The 20,297-nt window shown below is 53.1% G+C and carries 20 protein-coding genes; 13 read left to right on the top strand and 7 right to left on the bottom strand.

Annotated features, from left to right (window positions below; translation table 11 throughout):
* Nucleotides 1–12: 12 nt before the first annotated feature.
* Nucleotides 13–2,295, bottom strand: a complete 2,283-nt coding sequence (locus R6H26_RS21215; protein ID WP_404785322.1) for a GumC family protein — start codon at nt 2,293–2,295, stop codon at nt 13–15.
* Nucleotides 2,296–2,828: 533 nt separating this feature from the next.
* Here R6H26_RS21215 and R6H26_RS21210 point away from each other — a divergent pair.
* Nucleotides 2,829–3,569, top strand: coding sequence for a hypothetical protein (locus tag R6H26_RS21210; protein ID WP_404785320.1), 741 nt, complete (start codon nt 2,829–2,831; stop codon nt 3,567–3,569).
* Nucleotides 3,570–3,675: 106 nt separating this feature from the next.
* The gene (locus tag R6H26_RS21205; RefSeq protein WP_404785319.1) at nt 3,676–4,359 is read left to right on the top strand and encodes a PEP-CTERM sorting domain-containing protein; all 684 of its coding nucleotides are present in this window, start codon (nt 3,676–3,678) and stop codon (nt 4,357–4,359) included.
* A 128-nt stretch (nt 4,360–4,487) separates the two neighbouring features.
* On the opposite strand, the gene R6H26_RS21200 is transcribed toward R6H26_RS21205, so the two are convergent.
* Nucleotides 4,488–4,925: a hypothetical protein gene (locus tag R6H26_RS21200; RefSeq protein ID WP_404785317.1), complete on the bottom strand. Its 438-nt coding sequence runs from the start codon at nt 4,923–4,925 to the stop codon at nt 4,488–4,490.
* 692 nt (nt 4,926–5,617) lie between these two features.
* Here R6H26_RS21200 and R6H26_RS21195 point away from each other — a divergent pair.
* The 5 genes from R6H26_RS21195 to R6H26_RS21175 all read left to right on the top strand — a co-directional run bounded on the left by R6H26_RS21195 (nt 5,618) and on the right by R6H26_RS21175 (nt 10,679).
* Nucleotides 5,618–6,562, top strand: coding sequence for a peptidoglycan DD-metalloendopeptidase family protein (locus tag R6H26_RS21195; protein WP_404785315.1), 945 nt, complete (start codon nt 5,618–5,620; stop codon nt 6,560–6,562).
* A 79-nt stretch (nt 6,563–6,641) separates the two neighbouring features.
* Nucleotides 6,642–7,625: an alpha-ketoacid dehydrogenase subunit beta gene (locus R6H26_RS21190; protein ID WP_404785313.1), complete on the top strand. Its 984-nt coding sequence runs from the start codon at nt 6,642–6,644 to the stop codon at nt 7,623–7,625.
* A gap of 122 nt (nt 7,626–7,747) precedes the next feature.
* Nucleotides 7,748–9,151 (top strand): protein translocase subunit SecD, encoded by a 1,404-nt coding sequence (gene secD, locus R6H26_RS21185; RefSeq protein WP_404791397.1) that lies wholly within the window; start codon nt 7,748–7,750, stop codon nt 9,149–9,151.
* Nucleotides 9,148–10,149, top strand: coding sequence for a protein translocase subunit SecF (gene secF, locus R6H26_RS21180; protein ID WP_404785311.1), 1,002 nt, complete (start codon nt 9,148–9,150; stop codon nt 10,147–10,149). The genes secD and secF overlap by 4 nt, the downstream gene beginning before the upstream one ends.
* Nucleotides 10,146–10,679: a hypothetical protein gene (locus R6H26_RS21175; protein ID WP_404785310.1), complete on the top strand. Its 534-nt coding sequence runs from the start codon at nt 10,146–10,148 to the stop codon at nt 10,677–10,679. Before secF ends, R6H26_RS21175 begins: the two co-directional genes overlap by 4 nt.
* Here R6H26_RS21175 and R6H26_RS21170 read toward each other — a convergent pair.
* Nucleotides 10,641–12,116 (bottom strand): site-2 protease family protein, encoded by a 1,476-nt coding sequence (locus R6H26_RS21170; protein ID WP_404785308.1) that lies wholly within the window; start codon nt 12,114–12,116, stop codon nt 10,641–10,643. The two genes, R6H26_RS21175 and R6H26_RS21170, sit on opposite strands and share 39 nt — an antisense overlap.
* Nucleotides 12,117–12,209: 93 nt before the next feature.
* Here R6H26_RS21170 and R6H26_RS21165 point away from each other — a divergent pair, with 93 nt between their 5' ends.
* On the top strand, nt 12,210–12,878 hold the full coding sequence (locus R6H26_RS21165) for an MBL fold metallo-hydrolase (protein ID WP_404785306.1): 669 nt from the start codon (nt 12,210–12,212) through the stop codon (nt 12,876–12,878).
* Entirely contained in the window at nt 12,859–13,989 is a 1,131-nt protein-coding gene (locus tag R6H26_RS21160) for a glycosyltransferase (protein ID WP_404785305.1), read from the top strand. The genes R6H26_RS21165 and R6H26_RS21160 overlap by 20 nt, the downstream gene beginning before the upstream one ends.
* A 46-nt stretch (nt 13,990–14,035) precedes the next feature.
* On the opposite strand, the gene R6H26_RS21155 is transcribed toward R6H26_RS21160, so the two are convergent.
* The 3 genes from R6H26_RS21155 to R6H26_RS21145 form a co-directional block, all read right to left on the bottom strand.
* The gene (locus tag R6H26_RS21155) at nt 14,036–14,371 is read right to left on the bottom strand and encodes a hypothetical protein (protein WP_404785303.1); all 336 of its coding nucleotides are present in this window, start codon (nt 14,369–14,371) and stop codon (nt 14,036–14,038) included.
* 11 nt (nt 14,372–14,382) lie between these two features.
* Entirely contained in the window at nt 14,383–14,607 is a 225-nt protein-coding gene (locus tag R6H26_RS21150; RefSeq protein ID WP_404785301.1) for a DNA-binding protein, read from the bottom strand.
* Between the two features lie 125 nt (nt 14,608–14,732).
* Nucleotides 14,733–15,203, bottom strand: a complete 471-nt coding sequence (locus R6H26_RS21145) for an MEKHLA domain-containing protein (protein ID WP_404785299.1) — start codon at nt 15,201–15,203, stop codon at nt 14,733–14,735.
* A gap of 149 nt (nt 15,204–15,352) precedes the next feature.
* Between R6H26_RS21145 and R6H26_RS21140 the strand changes: the two genes are divergently transcribed.
* Together R6H26_RS21140 and R6H26_RS21135 are read left to right on the top strand one after the other, a co-directional pair.
* Entirely contained in the window at nt 15,353–17,320 is a 1,968-nt protein-coding gene (locus R6H26_RS21140; protein ID WP_404785298.1) for a DICT sensory domain-containing protein, read from the top strand.
* Nucleotides 17,321–17,605: 285 nt separating this feature from the next.
* The gene (locus R6H26_RS21135; RefSeq protein ID WP_404785296.1) at nt 17,606–18,028 is read left to right on the top strand and encodes a photosystem I reaction center subunit II PsaD; all 423 of its coding nucleotides are present in this window, start codon (nt 17,606–17,608) and stop codon (nt 18,026–18,028) included.
* 85 nt (nt 18,029–18,113) lie between these two features.
* On the opposite strand, the gene R6H26_RS21130 is transcribed toward R6H26_RS21135, so the two are convergent.
* Nucleotides 18,114–18,983, bottom strand: coding sequence for a phycoerythrobilin:ferredoxin oxidoreductase (locus R6H26_RS21130; RefSeq protein WP_404785294.1), 870 nt, complete (start codon nt 18,981–18,983; stop codon nt 18,114–18,116).
* Nucleotides 18,984–19,096: 113 nt separating this feature from the next.
* Here R6H26_RS21130 and R6H26_RS21125 point away from each other — a divergent pair, with 113 nt between their 5' ends.
* Together R6H26_RS21125 and R6H26_RS21120 are read left to right on the top strand one after the other, a co-directional pair.
* Nucleotides 19,097–19,354, top strand: coding sequence for a hypothetical protein (locus tag R6H26_RS21125; protein ID WP_404785292.1), 258 nt, complete (start codon nt 19,097–19,099; stop codon nt 19,352–19,354).
* 30 nt (nt 19,355–19,384) lie between these two features.
* Nucleotides 19,385–20,278 carry a HEAT repeat domain-containing protein gene (locus tag R6H26_RS21120; protein WP_404785290.1) on the top strand — a complete coding sequence of 298 codons (894 nt, stop codon included), beginning with the start codon at nt 19,385–19,387 and terminating at the stop codon, nt 20,276–20,278.
* Nucleotides 20,279–20,297 lie beyond the last annotated feature (19 nt).

The following is a 20,297-nucleotide window of genomic DNA, read 5'->3' as shown; positions in this document are numbered from 1 at the left end:
CCCCAGACTGAATTATTCTCGCGATGGTGCAATCCGAAACATTTCAAACTCATCTTCAAAATGATCGAGGGAATCTGGCGAGTCGGCATCTCGAGCTGACGGTAACGCCTTAACCTGATTGGCAACCACGCCCAGCATTGGAATTCTAACAGCCTGAAGCTTCTTCATCAGCTTGAGCACGAGGGACCGTCGGGTCTGACCCACGCTCACCACCAACAGCATCCCGTCTGTATTGCGCGAGAGGAAATTAGCATCTGCATGATTTTGGAGCGGGAGCGTGTCGTACAGCACTAAATCGAACATGGTATGGAGCTGACTCATCAAATGCTGCATTTGCTGAGAAGCGACGAGCTTGCGAGAGGATGCCGATACCTGTCCTGAAGGCAGCACGAATAAATTGGTTTGTTGCGGCGATCGCTGGATCAGCTGATTCGGATCCGTATTCTTGGTCAGAACCTCGTTAAGCCCTTCAAAATTCGGCACGTCCAACCAAGAGTGAATCTGCGGCATAGTCATGTTGGCATCCACCACCAAAACCCGCTGTCCCATACTGGCCGCTGCTTTCGCTAGATAGGTAACGATTGTCGTCTTGCCGTCTCTAGGGCTGGCAGACGCAACCACCAGGGATTTGACTCCAGGTTCGAGCGGCAAGAACCTCAAGTTCGTGTAGAGCGCTTCAGCAGCCTTTGCGAGCGGAGACTCTTCCAATCGATGTTCGCCGTGCAACGGAACGCCGGACGCAGCCGGAAGCGTTTTTGTCTCCACTGGAAAAACGCCGAGCACGGGCAATCGCGAATCCTCTTGTAAATCGTCTAGAGAAAAGAAAATATCTCGGCGCCTTTCGCGCAGAATTGCAAGGCCGAGCCCGAGTAAGAACCCGCCGAGGGTTCCCAACAAGACTCTCTGCAACCCCTTACGAGAAGATGAAATTAACTGGCCCTGAGGATCCTTCAGTAAATCCGGTTTAGACAACAAACGCCAAGGCACCTCTTTTTGGGCCGCCTCAACCCGCAAACTTTCCCGCTTGAGCTGGAGTTGCTTGAGCGTATTTTGGGCGATCTCGAGCTGAGCCTGCAGATCGTTCGATCGTCTTTTAATTTCAGGAAACTGCTGTGTTTTTTGCTCGATCGCCGCGCTGGCCTGACCCAAGGCTTGATTTCGTACGTCTAAAACCTGGACTTGATTGAGCGAGTCCACCAGCTGCTGGCTCAGATTTTTCTGAATCGAAGCCTGAAATTGAGGAACGGTCGTGCTCCCCACCAGTTTTTGCGACTCCTGCTGGAGTAAAACCATGAGACTCTTACGTTGCTCCTGAAGCGTCTGCAATCCTGGAAAATCAGGCTGAAATTGAGCGGACTGAAGGGCAATTTGAGACTCAAGCTGCTTCAATTGACCCAGTAACGCCTGATAGCGAGGGTTTTCGCTTAACGAAGAGGCCTTGAGCACGTCTTTGGGGGTGATACCGCCGAGCTGCTGCTGCAGGTTGGCAGCCAGCCTCCTTTGAGCGGCCAAATCTCGCTGAGCCTCAAGCTGCTGCGTCTGTACCTGTCGCGACTGCTGAGCCAGCGCCTCTCCTTCGCTCTCCAAGTCGCTGATATTGTACTGCTGCTGCAATGTTTGCAGTTGACCTTCTAACGTCTCAACTCGACGCTTGAGTCCTGGCAACTGCTGCTCGATAAACGCAACGCCTCCACCAATTTGAGCTTTGCGATCCTCTAAGCCAAACTTTAGATATCCTGCCGCTAATTCATTTAAGGTATACAGGATTTCTTGAGGCTCCGAACTTTCATAGGCTACGTTGAGGATTTTCGTTTTCTCGCCTGGATTTTTTTCAATCCGCTCCACGGTCAGGCGCTTGGTTAGATTGGCATAATTTACGTCGGGATATTGAACTTTGATTTTTTGAATAATCCCCGATAAAACGCTAGGGCTCGTTAGCACCCGCACCAGCGTTAAGTAGTCAAGCTCTGCTGTCGTACTGCCTGAACCGGGGGAGAGAACTGCAGGCTGGGTGACTTTGCCGTCAGTACTCATGGGCTCTACCAGCACCTGAAAATTACCTGAGTAGGTTTGAGGGCTGAGCAAGACCAACGCCGTTGTCGCGCCCGCCGCCAATAGGGTAGGAATCCCAATCAGCAACCCATTTCGCTGAATTAGCCTTTTTATCGGATTGAGGTTAATCCCCCGCTTTTGATTTGCATCGCCAGCGCTCCAGTTTTTCATGCCCAGATACTCGGCGGCCTCATGACTTTTCGCCAACTCTAGATCGACCGACTCTTGTTCAGGATGCATCATGACCTTTTTGGGATACTTGCAGTTTAATAAAAAACTTAGTGGGAGTTGCGGAGAACTTCAGAACCTAAATGCTAAACCTTAAAAAATTATTGCGGTTTATTTAGCGCCTTGCTAACTGAATCTAACCCTTTGAAGTGGCACCTAACCGCTGGCCCAAACGACTTAAACCGCTTTCAGCCTTTATTAGGGTGAAGCTGATATTCATCAGGTCGAGCGTGAGGTTGTGCCGAAAACCATCTGTAAAACGGCTGACTTGTGAAATATTGACATAACGAGTTAAATGAGCTGATACTAGGGCCATGTTACGGTAAAGCTTCTTAAAACTCGTACTCGTCAATGTTAAATTAAAGTCTACCCACTTATTTATAGGCAATTTCTAGACAAACGTCAGCTCTCCCCCTTGATTTTGCAATCGACAGTTTTAATTAAATTTTAAAAACTAGAGACAATCGTAGAAAGGCTAGACTAGAATATTGGTCGATAAGCGGGGGACAAAAACTTGACCTATACCTTAGTTGCATTTTGGTGATCCGATGAAAAGAATCTTGACAGTTGTGGGCATCCCCTCCCTTGTTGCAGCAGTCGTATTGATTGGCGCCGCACAGTCTAGCAGCGCGAAAGAGGTTCAGTCAAAGTTTTCCCGCCAAACACCTCAGTCTATCTTGGCTCAAGAGCAGCCTGGTTCTTCCACTCCCCCTGATTCTTCTATTACTCCTGCGGGTTCTACTACACCTGATAGCTCCATCACGCCTGCTAGCGGTGGCGGTTCTGCTGCCGCAAAGAAATTGCCAGCAAATTATGGGATGGTTCGCTCGACGGGAAATGGGGTTTTAGAAGTACGGACCTTAGATGGGACCTCCAAACAATTGACGATTCCACCTGAATTGAGCGCATCGACGAGCGGTCTCCAGAGAGGTTCCTTGGTGGGTTACGATACCGATGCCTCTGGTAATGTGACCAGACTCGAGCCTGCTGAAGTCGAACGGGAGTTCAAAGGGACGGTCTCTGCAATCAATGGGGATCAAGTTACCTTGCAATCGCCCAGCGGCGAAACGATGACGACTCCTGTCGAGACGGCCACGATCGCTCGAATGGGCTTGACACCAGGCAAAGAGCTTACAGTATCGACCTACAAAGGGACTTGGGCGACCAAAATCTGCTGCACTGAGACACCCGCTCCGGTCAACAACATTCCCGTCGTTCCCGAGCCAACGCCCGTGCCTCAAGGTGGCGGTACGCCTGTCGCACCAACCCCCGTTCGAGGGATGTGGTAAAGTTTGAGTCCTTGAAAGTGCGCCTTGGGCATAGATACTTTAACCTTGGTTGTTTAGTTTGAGGCTTGACAGTACAGCGGCGGGTGATTAGCGAGTAAACGTAAAGATGAAAAATAAAGTTATCCAAAAATTTTCGCCTCTTGCCTTGGGCCTCATGGTGTTTTCTTACCCCATCGTTCAAGGATCTATGGCCTACGGTGCTTCTTTGAAGAGTGCGGCTGGCGCTGACAGTCAACTCCTAAAGCCAGTCGTGCCCGACATCCAAGCTTCTCCTTCAGGGGTGGCTGTGGGTTGCGGGCCGTCACCCGCTGGAAGCAGTCTCGTTCCGCCCGATGCGACGAGAGGGGCTTCCAGTGCTGCTTCTGATGTTGTCGCAAGTTCTGCGATGGGTTCTGTTGCGCCTGCTACGGTTGTTGCCAATGCGCCTGCCCTCGACAGTACGACGCCTTCTTTAGGAGGTGAGAATCTCTCTAGCAACTTAGTCGCTCAAGCGTTGCCCGACGACTGTTGCGAAATTGGTGGGACGACAACCTGTGAAATTGGCGGAGCGCCTCCCACTGGGGGTGGGGTGCTTGGCGGAGGGCCAAGTCCCCTTTTGGCACTTTTGGGCCTTCCCGCCGCTTTAGTGCCGGCTTTCTTGGGCGGTGGTAACGGTGACGACAATGGCACGCCGCCTACGCCTACGCCAGTGCCCGAGCCCTCTTCAACTGGGGCGCTCGCCGCTGGGTTCGGACTGATCGGTCTTTGGTATGGCCGACGTCTTCGCAGCACCCGCAAAACGTTTTCGTAAGCTGAAAACGTCTTTCGGTTGACCGTCCCTTAAAATTAAACCCAATTGACCCCTGTAGGCAGCCCGGCCTCAGGGGTCGATATTTGAATGTTGTAGGTTATATCGGCGGTTCGCTCTAGCGCTTCGCTTCAGAGAAGGATGTCTTCGCAAACCACCTTTTGCGGTTCCAATGCTATAAAGGTTTCTCGGGCCAGGCTTACTTTCCAGGCCGCAAGGGTTTTGTAAGTTTTTTTGGCGGTCGGCTGGACGAGGGCAAAAATAGGTTCGCTCGAAGCAGTCCTGCGGAGATGTTGTTGGCAACCGACGCCCAATACCAAACTTTGAGGGTTGGGTTTGAGTACAGACTGAACCTGCACGATCTGCCAAACAGCCTGACCGCGATCGGTATGCCGGAGCAAGCGCTGCAACAGGATATAGGATGCTTCGGGGCGATCGCAAATAACGCCGCCATACTCTTTCTGTTTATCGGTACGGCCCAGCAATAGGTCGGTGTAGCCGGGGCAAAGGTTTTTCGGTAAATTGACGTAGGATCTTCCCCTGAATTTAGCCATGCTAAGTTGAGTCATGCAACCTTCAGCAGCGATCGTCGGCAGACTCAAAACGGTTATACCCAAGCCAGCAGCAGCCAACCGCACCCACAAAGGGGAAGCAGCAGAGGTCAATATTCGCTTCATTTAAATCGCATCGAGTAAATCGCATCGAGGTGCCTCAACTAGAGTAGCGAAAAGTTTTGCTTTAGGCCACTCATTGCAGCCATACAGGCAATGTAAATACACCCTATCTCTCGCTCAAAGTCCCACCCCCAAGCGAGAAATCAATATCAATCGATTTGGTTATTCGTTCTTCTGCATTTTAATTAGTACAGATATAAACCGATTTTTTTGACGCTAAAAAGTTAAAAAATTATATAAATCTCATTGAGAGCCGATCGTAATTCAATAACTTAAGGGCACTCTATAAAAGAGTTGGCAACACCGCTTGACTCTGGCTTATCAAGTTCTCCATGAAAGGAGGCGTGCCGATTTTGAATCGAGCTGCGATCTGAAGGAATCATCAAGGCATCAGAGCAATCAACATCTGAATAGAAGCTGGGCTTTGATTTCACAGAGCCGTTCGATCGCACCTTCAAAGGGCTGTATTGACTTGGCAATACAGACTCGAGTCTGAAGCGCAATCTTTTTCAACGGTGAAAAGCAGTTGCAAGCAGCTTGCTTTACCTGTAAGTCCCTTTGTTGTGATGAATAGCCAGGAGTTTCTTGTGTTCCATCGGCGTTTGCGAGTACCTGATAAAGTTCGCGTCGGCGAAGTCTTAGTTCAAAAAGGCATCATTACTAAAGATGACCTGACTCAGGCGTTACTAACGCAGCGCAATACGCAGCTAAAACTCGGTGAAGTTTTAGTCCGGCAAGGCGCTGTGACTCGCCAACAGCTCAAATCCGCGCTCACAGAGCAACAGCGACGCAATTGGACTGCAGCGACTTTATTTGCCCTGAGCACCCTCATTCCCATTGCTCCAAGATTAATCGCTTCAGGCGGTGCCGCTGTCATCAATCCATCCGCCGTTCGCGCTAGTTCTACCGATAGCGCGGTTGGAGGTGCCGATCGGTTGCGATGGAAGACAGACGCGCCATCTAACCTACAGGCATTCAAAATGCCCGACGAGAAAGGATTCCATACACCCCTGTCAGCAAACCCCGAGCCTACAGTCGCTTCGCCCTTAACGGGATTCTGCCATCCTTTGAATGGGCTGGGATACCTCTCTCAGGGCATTCGAGGAACCACCCATCGCGGCAGAATGGAGTATGCCTACGACCTTGCGGCTAGCATCGGCACGCCCGTATATGCCATGCGGGCAGGGCGAGTCATTGGGGTGCAGGATCGCTATCCCGATACGGGTGGCGGGCCAGAGAACATCTCTAAATTCAACTACGTCCTCATCGAGCACGACGGTGGCTATCGCTCCGCCTATCTGCACCTCCAACAAGGGTTCCGCGCTCAAGTGCAGATCAAGGCTGGAGACACGGTCGAGATCGGTCAGCTCATTGGCTACAGCGGTAACTCTGGCTGGAGTTCCGGGCCTCACCTTCACATCGAACTGCAAGAGCCTGGGGATGCTTATAGCTTTGGGCGGACTGTACCCTTTGCGATCGCCGGGGCCTGCGGGCCTGGATCGGTCGCCCGAGCCTCAACCCAATCGCAGTGAAGCACCATCGCGATTGCCGAAACCAGAGGAGAGCGTCCTAATTCTGCTAACGTATCCATTAGTACATCCCTAAAGTGATATGGCTGAAGTTCTCCTCTTTAACGCGCTCCGGGCTGCAATTGACGAAGAAATGGCCCATGACCCCACTGTGATGGTTATGGGAGAAGACGTTGGCCAATATGGAGGATCCTATAAAGTCACGAAAGGACTTTATCAAAAATATGGCGAGTTTCGAGTCTTAGATACCCCCATTGCCGAGAACAGCTTTACTGGAATGGCCGTCGGTGCCGCAATGACGGGCCTAAAGCCCATCATTGAAGGGATGAACATGGGCTTTTTGCTATTGGCCTTCAACCAAATTTCGAATAACGCCGGAATGCTACGCTACACCTCTGGCGGCAATTTCAAAATCCCCATTGTGATTCGCGGGCCGGGCGGCGTGGGTCGCCAGCTTGGAGCAGAGCACTCCCAGCGTCTAGAGGCTTACTTTCAGGCTGTCCCTGGCTTAAAAATTGTGGCCTGCTCTACGCCCTACAATGCAAAAGGGTTGCTAAAAGCGGCCATTCGCGATCCTAACCCCGTGCTGTTTTTCGAGCACGTGCTGCTGTACAACCTTAAAGAAGACATCCCGGATGGAGAGTACGTGCTGCCGCTCGACAAGGCAGAAATCGTGCGTCCCGGCAAAGACGTTACGATTTTGACCTATTCTAGGATGCGCCATCACGTCATGCAGGCCATCAAAACCCTCGTCCCTCAAGGCTACGATCCAGAGGTCATCGATCTGCTGTCCTTAAAACCCCTAGATTTTGACACCATTGGCGCTTCTATCCGCAAAACCCATCGGGTCATTATCGTGGAAGAATGCATGCGAACTGGAGGGATTGGAGCGGAGCTGGTTGCTTCTATTAGCGATCGCTTTTTTGACGAACTGGACGGTCCCGTGCTGCGGATGTCGTCCCAAGATATTCCCACCCCCTACAATGGCACCCTTGAGAACTTGACCATCGTGCAGCCCGCTCAGATTGTAGAGGCGGTTCAAAAAGTTGTAGCCTTGCAAGTATAGCGATCGAGATGGGATGGCTATAGATCGGCAGCGATCTCAAAACTTGCCGCTCAGTAGAGACGAAATGCCGTCTTGAGTAGGGGTACGGACAGGCTCGTTCATTCTTGGGTAATGGTCTCGTGATTGGTAAACAACGGTTTTTTCTCGCTTTTATTTTGCTGTTGATGGTGGGAGCCATTATTGCCATCAACCAGATTCCAGCCCGCTTGGGATTGGACCTCAGGGGCGGGTCGCAATTAACGCTTCAAGTTAAGACAACAGATAAGGTCAAGGAAATCACCCCTCAAGTTCTAGAAGGGGTTCAAAAGGTTGTTGAGGGCCGCATTAACGGGCTAGGGGTTTCAGAAGCACTGGTGCAGACTTCCGGCAAAGACCAGCTGTTAGTGCAACTGCCCGGAGTCAACGATCCAAAACAGGCAGAGCAGGTCTTGGGCGGAACGGCTCAACTTGAGTTTCGCAAGCAGAAGCCGGGAACCGACGGACTGCTGATCGAAGCGCTGCAAAAGCGAAATTTCCTAGATACCCAGCTTGCCGACCTAGAAAAAGCAAACCCCAGAGATGAAAAGGCGATCGCCGCCCTTCAACCGCAAATCAAGGCAAATCAAAAAGCCATTCGGGATCTTTTCGAACCTTCTACCCTCACGGGGGCGAATCTCTCCGATGCCTTCGCCCAACCCACCAACGCAAATTCCGATAGCTGGGCAATTGCCGTGCGCTTTGACGGTAAGGGAGGCGAGCTATTTGCCGACCTGACCAAAGCCATTGCGGGCACCAAGCAGACCCTCGGGATCTTCTTGGACGACAAGCTCTTGAGCTATCCCGGCGTCTCGGCCCAGTATGCCGCGACTGGGATTACAGGGGGCAATGCCGAAATCTCTGGAAGCTTCGACGCCAAGTCAGCCAATACCCTGGCCGTCCAGTTGCGGGGAGGCGCTTTACCTGTGCCGGTCGAAATTATCGAGAACCGCACCGTCGGAGCAACGCTCGGGAAAGACAGCATCCGCAGCAGTATCGTAGCGGCTATTTCAGGGCTGATTCTGGTGTTCGTCTTTATGGCGGTTTACTACCGCCTGCCAGGGGTAATTGCGGACATCGCCTTGGGCGTCTATGCGCTCTTAACCTATGCGGCCTTTGTGCTGATGGGCGTTACGTTGACCTTACCTGGAATCGCGGGGTTTATTCTCAGCATTGGGATGGCGGTGGACGCCAACGTCTTGATTTTCGAGCGCACCCGCGAAGAATTGCGGGCGGGTAAAACCCTGTACCGCTCCATTGAGTCGGGCTTTAACCGGGCGTTCTCGAGCATTTTAGACAGCAACGTCACGACGTTAATTGCCTGTGGCGCTCTGTTTTGGCTGGGTTCTGGGTTGGTAAAGGGATTTGCCTTGACCCTCGCCCTAGGGGTTGTCATTAGCATGTTTACTGCCATTACCTGTAGCAGAACGCTGCTGTTTATGGCCATCAGCGCGCCTCAACTGCGAAAACCGCAGCTTTATATTCCCCAAAAACCGGAGGTTGCTCAATGAAGCTGGTCTTAAGCAAGCAGCGGTCCTTGTGGTGGACTGTTTCAGTGGCAGTCATCCTGGCGGGCATCGCGTCGATGATTATCTCTTATATTCAATTCGGCGCGCCTTTGCGACCGAGTCTGGATTTTGTAGGGGGGACGCGGCTTCAATTTGAGCGCAACTGTCAAGATGCCAATGCCTGCCGCACGCCGATCGATACGGCTGCCGTCCGCGAGGTCTTGGCCGAACAGGGGCTAGGGGATAGCAGCATCCAAGTTTTGGGCGAAAAGCAACAGGCCATTTCAGTCCGCACGAAAACCCTCGGCTTCGAGCAACGCGGCAAGGTGGAAGCGGCTTTAAACCAAAAAATCGGTCCTTTCGATATTAAGAAGAGCCAGATCGATACCGTCGGACCTACCCTCGGTCGTCAGCTGTTAACCTCTGGACTGCTCGCCCTGCTCGTTTCTTTTAGCGGTATCGCGCTGTACTTGAGCATCAGATATCAGCTTGACTATGCTTTTTGGGGAATCGTCGCGCTCTTTCACGATATCTTGATTACGGTCGGGATTTTTTCCATTCTGGGGCTGCTGCTCGGCATCGAAGCAGACAGCTTGTTCATTGTGGCGTTGCTGACCATCACGGGCTTTTCGATTAACGACACCGTCGTCATCTACGATCGAGTGCGCGAAAACATCAAACCTGGAGAATCGATTTCTGAAACGGTCGATATTGCGGTCAACCAAACCCTCGGACGTTCCATCAATACGACCTTGACGGTATTGCTGCCGCTGGTTGCAATTTTTGTATTCGGGGGTGCAACGCTGAAGTATTTTGCCCTCGCCCTCATTATTGGATTTTTGGCAGGGGCTTACTCTAGCATTTTTATTGCCAGTACCCTATTGGTGTGGTGGCGCGAGTCCACCCAAGCCAAGGTCAGCCCTGAGGCGGCAGCATTAGATACGGCTTCGATCGATCTCGGCGATCGCCCCGCCCCGCCCGATCCCTCCTCCAATTCTTGACGGTCAGTCCCGCTCAGTTAAGCGGTTGTCAAACAGCGCTTGACACCTACGGACGTGTCAACACTTTGGTCGATTTACCCAGACTCCGAACCCGCAAGACCATGCAAAAAATCCAGGATTCTCAGCGAATGCCCTTGCCGCACTCATCCTTCAAGCCGTCGCACCAGGTTGAAATCCAACGGCTGCATCGACTCACCGTTTACGGACGCTGGCTGGTCGTGTTGGCGCTATGGCTGACGGTCGGGGCGTTGAGCCTGTGGCAATTGCGCTTTAGAATTCAGCTTTTGATGGATTATTTTACCTGGGTTGCGGTGAGATATGGATTGGCCTATCACCAAGGCGCGGCCTTGGGCTTAGCGCTCTGTTTGGGTGCGACTGCCGCAGTGATGACCTGGCACAGCCGCAACCTGATGTTTGGCCTGCCCAAACACGAACAACTGCGGTTGCAGCAGCAGCTTTTGCGAATTCAGCAGCAAGGTCCGACGCATCCCCTATGGCGTTGGGTTTGTGGCGAACAAAAACGGCTCTAGCGCTGCCGGAACGGGCAGGACGAGCAACAGCATCAACCCGAGGGCTAGCAATCCTAAAACATCTCTAGCGTTATCCAGTTCTGAGACATCGTTGAGGGCGGGTTCGTCCGCAGCGGGAACGACCATCAAGAAAATACCCAAGTACAGCAAAATGGGCTGCACGAAGGACAACAGCAGGATGAGGATGCGAGAAATTTGGCTGACGATCAGGCCCATCCGCTGCCCGTACATGGCGTGGATGATGCGCCCTCCATCGAATTGCCCGAAGGGAATCAGTTTGATGGCGGTAAAGATAAGACCAAATCCGCCCGCGACGGCAATGGGATGAAAATCGACGCCCAGGGTCGAGGTTAGGTTTTGACCGAAAACGATGCGACAGAGAACGGCAAAGGCGATTGAAAATCTCGGATTAAAGGCATCCGCGGACAATATGCCGGGTTTGTCGGGCAGTGCCGCGAGTTCGGAATGGGCGAGACCCCAGATGAAGATCGGCAGGGCGATTATCAAACCCGTCAGAGGGCCAGCCAATCCAATGTCGAACAGCGCTTTACGATGTGGGATGGGGCTGCGCTTGTACAGATACGCTCCCACAGTGCCAAAGGCAAAGGGGATTGGAATGAAGTAGGGCAGGGTAATCTCGATATTGTAAGACCGAGCAGTAAAGTAGTAGCTCAGTTCTCGGATGCCTAGGATGCCCAAAAGGGCGATCGCGTAGGGCAGACCGTTCGCGAGGATTCGCGGATTGCTCGAAAGAGTTTCGGGGTCTAAGGTCGGGTCGCTCAGTCCCAATCCTGCTAAGGTTGTGGTCGCAAGGGTCAAAACGAGCAAACCTAGGGCCAATCCCGGTCGATAAAGCGATCGCTGGGTCTTGGCATAAGGGTTGTTGACGAGGGCAAAGAACGGCTGTTCGGCAGCGCTGGTCTGAAATAAAACTAAAAAGCGATCGCCAAAGGCAGCTTGAATGTTAGCTCGAATGGTTTGGTAGGCCACCTCTGCTTCTCCCCTGAGCTGTCCCCGACAAATGACGGCTTGAGGCCGCAAATCCACATTCTTCAGGTAGTAGACGGACCACGGAAAACAGCTTTGGAGCTGCTCCTGTTCGTCCTTACTCAAGGGGGTTGGTGCGCTAGGATCGAGGGGTGCTTCGCGCGCTCCCGAAATTGCCGCTGCCGCATCTTCTGATTCTGCGGGCAGTCGCGGATTTCTGGTAATGAGAAAGATGTAGAGGATGACGCTGACGCCAAAAGACCCGATCAGTAACGGCATGGGCATGGCTTCTACAGACTGACGGGCGAGCGCCCAGCCCACGATCGTAAAAGCTGGAATCATTAACGCCAGCCAAAGCTGCCACCACGGCGTGCGAGTCACGCGAACAACGCTACGCTGAACGATAAAGTACAGCGTCAAACCAAGTAGAAAAACAAATAACCAAACCATGAGTTAATGAACAAATACGCGGTTGTGGGTCAACGATCGGTCATCGTCGTTCATCTAGCAAACCCCGCCTCTCTCGCACAGGAGTGAGCCTTTATGAGCAAAGAGCCTAGGCCCGTCTTAAACTCAGTTTGGGCGTTTCCCCCTAATCGGGACACTTTGGGTGGTACTGCCTATCTTATTGTAGAGAATCCCCAAAACATCCCCCAAAATATTCTGATCGATTGCCCCAGTTGGGACGATCGGACTCGAGCTTTCTTAGAACAGAATGGCGGCGTTCGGTGGCTCGTGCTGACCCATCGGCAAGGCATGAGTTCGGCTGCTGCCAGCATCCAGGAGCGATTTGGCTGCCAGGTATTGGTGCAGGAACAAGAGGCGTATTTGCTCCCCGATGTTAAGATTTCGACGTTTTCCGAGCGCTTAGCCATTACGCCCAGCACTCAAGTTTTCTGGACTCCCGGCTATTCGCCCGGTTCGGCATGCGTCTACTATCGGCCCGAAGGAATTCTATTCAGCGGTCGTCATTTACTGCCCGATGCCTCCGGCAGCCCTCAACCGCTGCGGACGGCCAAAACCTTCCATTGGCCGCGCCAGCTCGATCGCGTCCGGCAAATTTTAGAGCGTTTTGACGATGATTCTTTGCGGTATCTCTGTCCGGGTGCCAACACGGGTTTTCTAAGGCAGGCGCGATCGATCGATCGCGCTTACGCCAAGCTTCAGCAGCTCGATTTGTTGGCGCTTCGACATGCGGCTGTTTGGATTTGACGATCGCGGTTTGCCACCTTCTATGAAAGTACTCATCCTCAGCAATCAAGAGCTTTCAGACATTTATGCAAAGTGGAAAGCCGAAGGCGAGCAGGCACGGGCCGAACACCTGTGGGGAGCCACAACCCTTGGCAAATATGGAATTGAGGTTGACATCCTGCCCTATCAAAAGTTTGGGCTTCTAAAACTTATGAGCAAAGTCAACGTGCTCGGCGATCTCGACCAGCAGTTGAGGGTACTGCTCTCGGCGTCAAAGTACGATGCGATCTACTCAGCCCATCACCTTACGACGCCGCTCCTCGCCTTGCTGAGAAAACTGAAGCTTCTCAAAACGCCGCTCGTGGCGATCGCTTACCAGTCCTTTGTACCGGGATGGGTCAGCCGTCTCTTTACAGCCCTTTGCGTGGATGGCAACGATCGCATCATTTGTCTGAACCCGCAGCTCAAAGCCGATCTAATCCATGAGTTTCACCTCTCTGAAGCGAAGCTTTCCGTGGCTGAGTGGGGCGTCGATCTGCCCTTTTATGAAGCGATCGCGACGCACCAAGCGTCTGCTGTGGCAACAGACGCCTCGGCACCGCCGTTGATTTTGTCCACTGGCAAAACCTACCGAGATTACGCAACCCTCCTCAAAGGGATCGAATCCTTGAATTGCCAGCTCAAAATTTGCTGTTTCGATATTGAAAGCGTCAAGACCGGACTTTCGCTGCCCGCCAATGCCCATTTTTACGAAGGGATTTTGCCTTGGCGTGCGGTGTTGCAGGAATACCGCAAAGCCTATGCCGTGGCCATTCCGCTGGGGAATTACCCTCAAAAACCCAATAATGCCGTTGGACTGACCGTTTTGCTGGAGGCGATCGCCCTTGGAAAGCCCGTCGTGATGACGCGCAACAATTTAAGCCGATACGTGATGGATATTGAAGCGGCAGGGATCGGTCTGTGGGTGGATGCAGGGGATGTAAAGGGCTGGCAAGCGGCGTTGGGCTACTTACTGGACCATCCCGCCGAAGCCGCTATGATGGGCCAGCGCGCGCGCCAGCTAGCGGAGCAAGAGCTTAACTTAGAGGTGTTTTCGGCCAAGGTTGCAGCGGTTCTCCAACCGTTTGGCTAACTCAAAACATTCGCACGCTATTGTCGGAAGTAATGGACGAGGCCTCTTACTTCGGTTTAGGAGCCAAGTATCCGGCACCCAGAGAAACAATAGAGGCCAAGATTGATGTAGACCAGCGTTTATCGTCTGCCGATGCCTTAGGATTGCTGGCAACGCCATAGCAGAGCCAAACGATTAGGCTAACGCCAGCGAGTACTGTAATCACGCCCACAGCCCTTTCGCCACGACGAAACCAGGCATCCCATCTTTCGATGCTAAGCCGATGCCTTAGCTCGAGCGGATCTTCGTTCTTTAACTCGATCTTCCACTCTGGCCGATCGGCAATCTGATTTAAATCCAATTGATGGTTGTCAACTGGATTTTGGCTGTCTTCAGTTGCCATACTCCACAAACCTAGATGCCAACAAATTCAGTCGCTAAGCGCTGATCCTTTTCTGCAATTCCAATTTTTTTGCCCTCCTCTCTGGCCGTTACAGCAACCTGCATCAGCGCGATCGCCTTGCGCAACACCTCGCTTTTATTGGTGCCAACGTGCTTTTCAACCATTTGCTCTAGAACATCATTGAGTTCGGTTGAAACCTCAAGACTCAGTTTGATTTTGTCTCTTCCGGTCGCCATCTCTCCACCTCTTACGCATTAAATGCGCATTAAGTACGCATAATTTATTGTATGAAAATACAATCTAGAATGCTAGAGACACGACCCCATCTACTTCGCAAATGAGCGATACGCAGACCTCTCGATCAGGCCAGTGGTTTCCATCGATCGAAGGTGGCTGCTTGACCGCAACCATTGCCCTTATCATCCAAAACTCTCCATACGATCGCTTGTTCGATTAGAAATCGCTGTCCGGTTTTAGAAATCCGAACGCCTTCATAGCCCGTAAGGTAGCCCTGTTGGGCGGCGGTCGCCAAGAGCTGCGATCGCCCTTCTCGCAAATCCGGTTCAGCCGTGAGGCGGGAGGGCATCTGCGTGAAATCCAACCAGTCTGTTTCCCACAGGTCCAGAGCAGTCTGGTTGCCGTAGTTGAGGATCGGATCGGGTTCGGTGCCGTGGGAGAGCACGGCAAAGGGCGCACCGAACAGCTGATGGGCCGCGATCGCCGGATCGGCGCTGCAATCGGGGAGTAAATCTCGACCCAGCCAATGGTGGAAGCTGGTCAGCAGGTATTGAGCGTGTGAAATCGCAGCCGCAGTTTGCCAAGGGTACAACATAAAAATCTCGCGCCATCGTTCGAATTTATTAAAGATTCCCGCCACCACCGCCTTTGTGCCGTAGGAATCGAGTACGCTGTAAAAACGTCTGTATCTCGCATCCTAGCCCTTCGGCAGCATTGCTAAACGCTGGTCTGACACGATTGTCGATGATGATTCCAACTTCTGTATTGCAGGAACTTCTAGAAGCCCAGCCGCAGCTACGGTCTCAAATGTACTTTAAGTCCTCCCTGACCGCGCTGTCCCATGCGATGGAAGACCAAGTCTTAGCCGGAACCGATCGCCCGTTGGTGATCGCGTGTTTTCAGCGAGAACGATTTTACCGCCAGGAGGCCCATCGCTATTTACGAATTGCTGATATAACGCCCCACGTCTACGTCCTTGCAGCGCCAGAAACGGATTTCAAAAATGCCTCGGGCGTCCACGAAACCATTGCATTTAGCCCTGAAGATGGGCTCAGTCAGGAGTGGCATCTGGTGGTTATCGGGCAAGAGTATGCCGTTTGCTTGATTTGTCGAGAACATCTCCAAATTGCTGGCAAAGGGCAGTTGCCCCACATGGATCAGTCGCGACGGTTTGAGGGGATTTGGACCTTCGACCGCCAGGTGAGCTGTACCGCAGCGGAGTTATTGCTCTACCGCATCAGCCAGTACCGACCCGAACTGCAGGATCGAAACCAACATCTCCTAGAGACCGTCGTTCGTCCCGCGTTTTCTGGATCTCCCCTCGTCCACCCCTCCCCCTTTGCCGATCGCCTGGTCACGTACCTCCAAGCCAGTCAATATCGTCAGCTTAAGGCCTACCGCCAAATCGCGGCCCAGGAACTGAAGGAACGCCTGATTAACTCCATGACCTCGGCCATTCGGCGATCGCTCAATGCAGATCAGGTGCTCAGCGTGGCGGTGCAGGAATTGGGACAGGCGCTAGAGTGCGATCGCTGCATGCTCTACCAATGCCAGGCCGCCGACAAAACTGCCGTCATTCAGTACGAGTTCGTCCAGCCCGGACAGCATTCGCTCAAAGGCCAAGCGTGGCCCTTAGAGCGCAATCCCTGGTTTATCCAGGCCGTCAAGCAGGAGGAGTGGGTTTACATCGAAGCAGCCACCGCCGACCCCCGCCTGAAGCGACTCAAAGCGTTTGGAAATCGGGTGGCCGAAATCGGTCTGCACTCGCTGCTGATGGTGCCCATGTTTTACCAGGGGCGCTTGTTGGGTATTGTGGAACTGCACCATACCGACCCCTTGGAGCCATACCGCTGGAGCGACTCGGATATTGCGTTAGTGGAGGCGATCGCCACTCAAGTCGGGATCGCCCTCATTCAAGCTCAAGCTTACGCCGAACTCGAAGATCTCAACCAACAACTCGAAGCCCTAGAGCGCACGCGCAGTAATTTGATTGCCATTACAGGCCACGAGCTGCGCACCCCGCTATCTACCATCCAGGTGTGCCTAGAAAGCCTTGCCAACGAACCGGACATGCCGCCAGAAGTCCAGCAGGTCATGCTGAGCACCGCCTTGACCGACTCCGAACGGCTGCGAAAGCTAGTGCAGGATTTTCTAACGCTGTCTCGCTTGGAGAGCGGTCGCGTGGAATGGCACACCGAAGCGCTATCGCTTCAGGAGTGCGTAGACCTAGCCCTCAGCAGTATTAAAACCCGAAGTCAGCCCGGCGCGCTGCCCGAGATCGCAGTCGAGATCCCCGAGGATCTATCCTTAGTCCAGGCCGATGGCGAATGGCTGGTAGAAGTGCTATCAAAGCTCTTAGACAACGCCTGCAAGTTTACAACTCCCCCCGGCGAAATTCGGATTCGGGGTCGTGAAACGGACGCTCAGACGATCGAGGTAACGCTGGCCGATACGGGACGCGGCATTGAGCCAGATCGCCTTGAAATTGTATTCGAGCGGTTTTATCAAGAAGAGGGCGCTCTGCGCCGCACGACGGGGGGGACCGGGCTGGGACTTGCCATTTGCCGTCAGATCGTCCATCACCTCGGGGGCAAGATTTGGGCCGAATCCCCAGGCAAAGATCGGGGCAGCACCTTCCACTTCACCCTGCCGAGCGCCATCGCTCAAGTCCGGGCCATGCGGCAGCGCAACCGACGGCAAGAGGTGTCCTAGCGTTTGCGACCGCAATTCCAGCCGCATCTGCTAAAGAACTGTTACAGTTCCTCACAAACTTGTTTGATGCGGTCAAACGCGATGATAGGATTCGACCATAGTTAAGATCCTGCATTTAACTGCCTTTGGGACCTCGCGCCCTGTAGGTTTGGCTAAATGCAATTTTATAAAGACAGATCGCTACGTCAAACAAAAGCGCTCTTCTGGTACGGGTAAAGTCAGCCTTGTTGGCCTTACTCCTCAAAGAGTGCCTATTAAACCTGTGCCGTTTTGGGAGAAGAATGAATGGCAGAACAACTGACTGGACAAACTCCGCTCTTTGGCGGCAGCACTGGCGGCTTATTGAGCAAGGCCGATGTTGAAGAGAAATATGCAATTACCTGGACTAGCCCAAAGGAGCAGGTTTTTGAAATGCCGACTGGCGGTGCTGCGGTGATGCGCTCTGGCGAGAATTTGCTGTACTTAGCTCGTAAAGAGCAGTGTCTCGCGCTAGGCCTCCGCCAGCTCCGCGCCAAAAAAATTAACGATTATAAAATTTATCGAGTTTTGCCGAACGGCGAAACTTCAATGCTGCATCCCAGTGATGGCGTCTTCCCTGAAAAGGTGAATGAAGGTCGCGCCATCGTCAACAGCGTGCCTCGTTCGATTGGGGAAAATCCTAACCCCATTAACGTTAAGTTCTCTGGTAAAAAGACAACCGATCCCTAATTCGGTCGAGGTCCAACCTCAATACAGAAAAAGGCTTGAGTTTCGGCTCGAGCCTTTTTCTATCGAGCGGTGAGGTTTTTGTCGCTTAATTGACCTCGAGCGATCGCTGGCGTTCGAGATCGAACAGAAAACCATGGATGTATTCTTCCGTCCACTCCGGGCCGTAAAACCGGGCAAACATTCCCCGAGCCGGATCCTTCTGGGCGCGGTAGCGGAGATAGCGGAGTTGGGCGGCCTCGATATCCGCTAAATCCCGAGCATCGGTCGCGGGTTCGGCCCGATCCACAAAACTGAGGTAGGCATTGAGATAGTCTTTGAACGCGGCCAAGACATCCGTCTCGACTGCCTCGGTTTGTTGAGGTCTAGTCCACAGGAATGCAGGCGAAAAGAATGCGCTGGCTTCCTCTGGAAAGTCTCCCCCCCAGGGCAATCGCTGCCGATAGGATTCAAAAATCGGCAGGATGGGGTCGCTGTATTTTGCGCGGTATGCCGGATCGTGAAAGAGCGGTTGCAGATCGAGGGCAATCAAATGTCCCCCCGGTAGCGTCACCAGATCTGCGCCAAAAAAAGGAAGATCGTAGTTCAGGTGCGGGAATATTACGAAGTTGAGCACCTGGAGCGCGTCGCCTCCCTGGACGTGGGCCGCTCGAATTTGGCGGAGCTTGGGAGCCTGATAGCCGTAGCTCGTCGTCAGGACTTCATCCCGATGCTTGCCCTTGCCGACGATCGTCGATTTCGATTCAAACCCGACCGGAATGGGGTAGGGCTGTAGCGCCAAACGATCCTGCAAGAGGGCGATCGCGTAATCTAGAAAAGGTTGGTAAAGCGTCATCAGCAAAGGTAGGGTAAAAGGCACGCGCCCACAACTGGCACGAAACAGCCGCGTAAAAGCCAGTCTAACGCTGCCCCGTCCTACCCTCAAATAATACCGACCCAAAGAGGGCAGCTTTTGCACGCGTTTCGACCCTCAAAATCGAAGAACTTTGTCGAAAGAGTTTCCGATGAGACGCTCGATCTGGGAAAATTGAAGTCAAATCTCGACGGTCTACATTGAAACGGGGGACTAAAATGTCAGACTCAACAGACATCATCCAAGAAAACCCGATCGAACCGGCAACACCCGAAGCGCTGGCGGAAATCATTGCCGAGCTCGAGCAATATCGAGAGCGTTTGGTGCGCGACACGCTGACAATGGCACAGCGGGCGAAGATCGTGAAATCTCAAGCGCTTGCCAATTTAGAACCAAACCTGGCGCAAATTGACGCCCAGCTCGAGGCACTTCGGCAGCAGCAAGCAGTGCCGGACCCGCAATCGCACCTGAGTTAGCATTCATTCCCGATCGTTAGGAAACGCTTCATGGGTGACTCGCACCGCGTCGCAGAAGATTCAGCGTTGCAGATAGCCGCGAACGACGCGCTATTAGAACGCATTGGAGCGCAAGTTGCGCTGGATACCTTTGACGGATCCGATCGGCAAACGCTGCAACAGCTTGTAGAAGGGTTGGGCGACCCTCGCGGTCTGATTCGGCTTCGGTTTGCCGAAACGCTGGGTCAAATTGGCGCGCCTGCAACGCCGCTGTTGAGAGAAGCCTTGGCAAACCACCCCAACGCAGTCGTGCGCCGGGCTGCGGCAAAGACGTTAACGATTATTGGGGATGCTAGTGCAGTGCCAACGCTCCTGCATTCTTTTCTCAACGATGAGGATACGGTCGTCCGCAGTTCCGCTGCAGGCGCGTTGGCTAAAACTGGAGAAGTAGCCGTTCCGGCTTTGCTCGATATTTTGTCCGACCCGGAACAGCCCGAGGATATTAAAGGCCATGCGGCTTGGGCTTTGGCATTTATCGGCCCGGAAGCCGCCGCACAACTTTACAAAGCGTTGGATTCAGATTGCCTTGACGTGCGGCGTGCCGCGATTGGGGCGATCGCCCGCATTGCCCAGGAACGCTCTGACGATCGATCGTGTAGCGCGCTGGTCTGCGCCCTGAGCGATCCAGAACCGACGATCCGCGCGGAGGCTGCCTCTACTTTCGGGCAAGTCAACTATCCGCCTGCTATTCCACACCTCATTTCAGCCATTCAAGATCCAGAGATTGAAGTTCGCAAAGCTGCGGTCAGTTCCTTAGGCAAGCTCGGCAATCCGTCGGACATAGAACCCCTGCGGGCGGCACTCCAGGATCCAGAAACCGTCGTGCAAGTCCTGGCAAAATTGGCGATCGCCCAAATCCAAAACCGAGCTGAAGAAAGGCCATAACTGCGATCGCCCGTCGCGC

The organism is Altericista sp. CCNU0014, from assembly GCF_044923475.1.
Lineage (GTDB): Bacteria > Cyanobacteriota > Cyanobacteriia > Thermosynechococcales > Thermosynechococcaceae > JAAURS01.
Note: the sequence above shows the minus strand (reverse complement) of the source record. Positions and strands in the feature narration are given on the sequence as shown.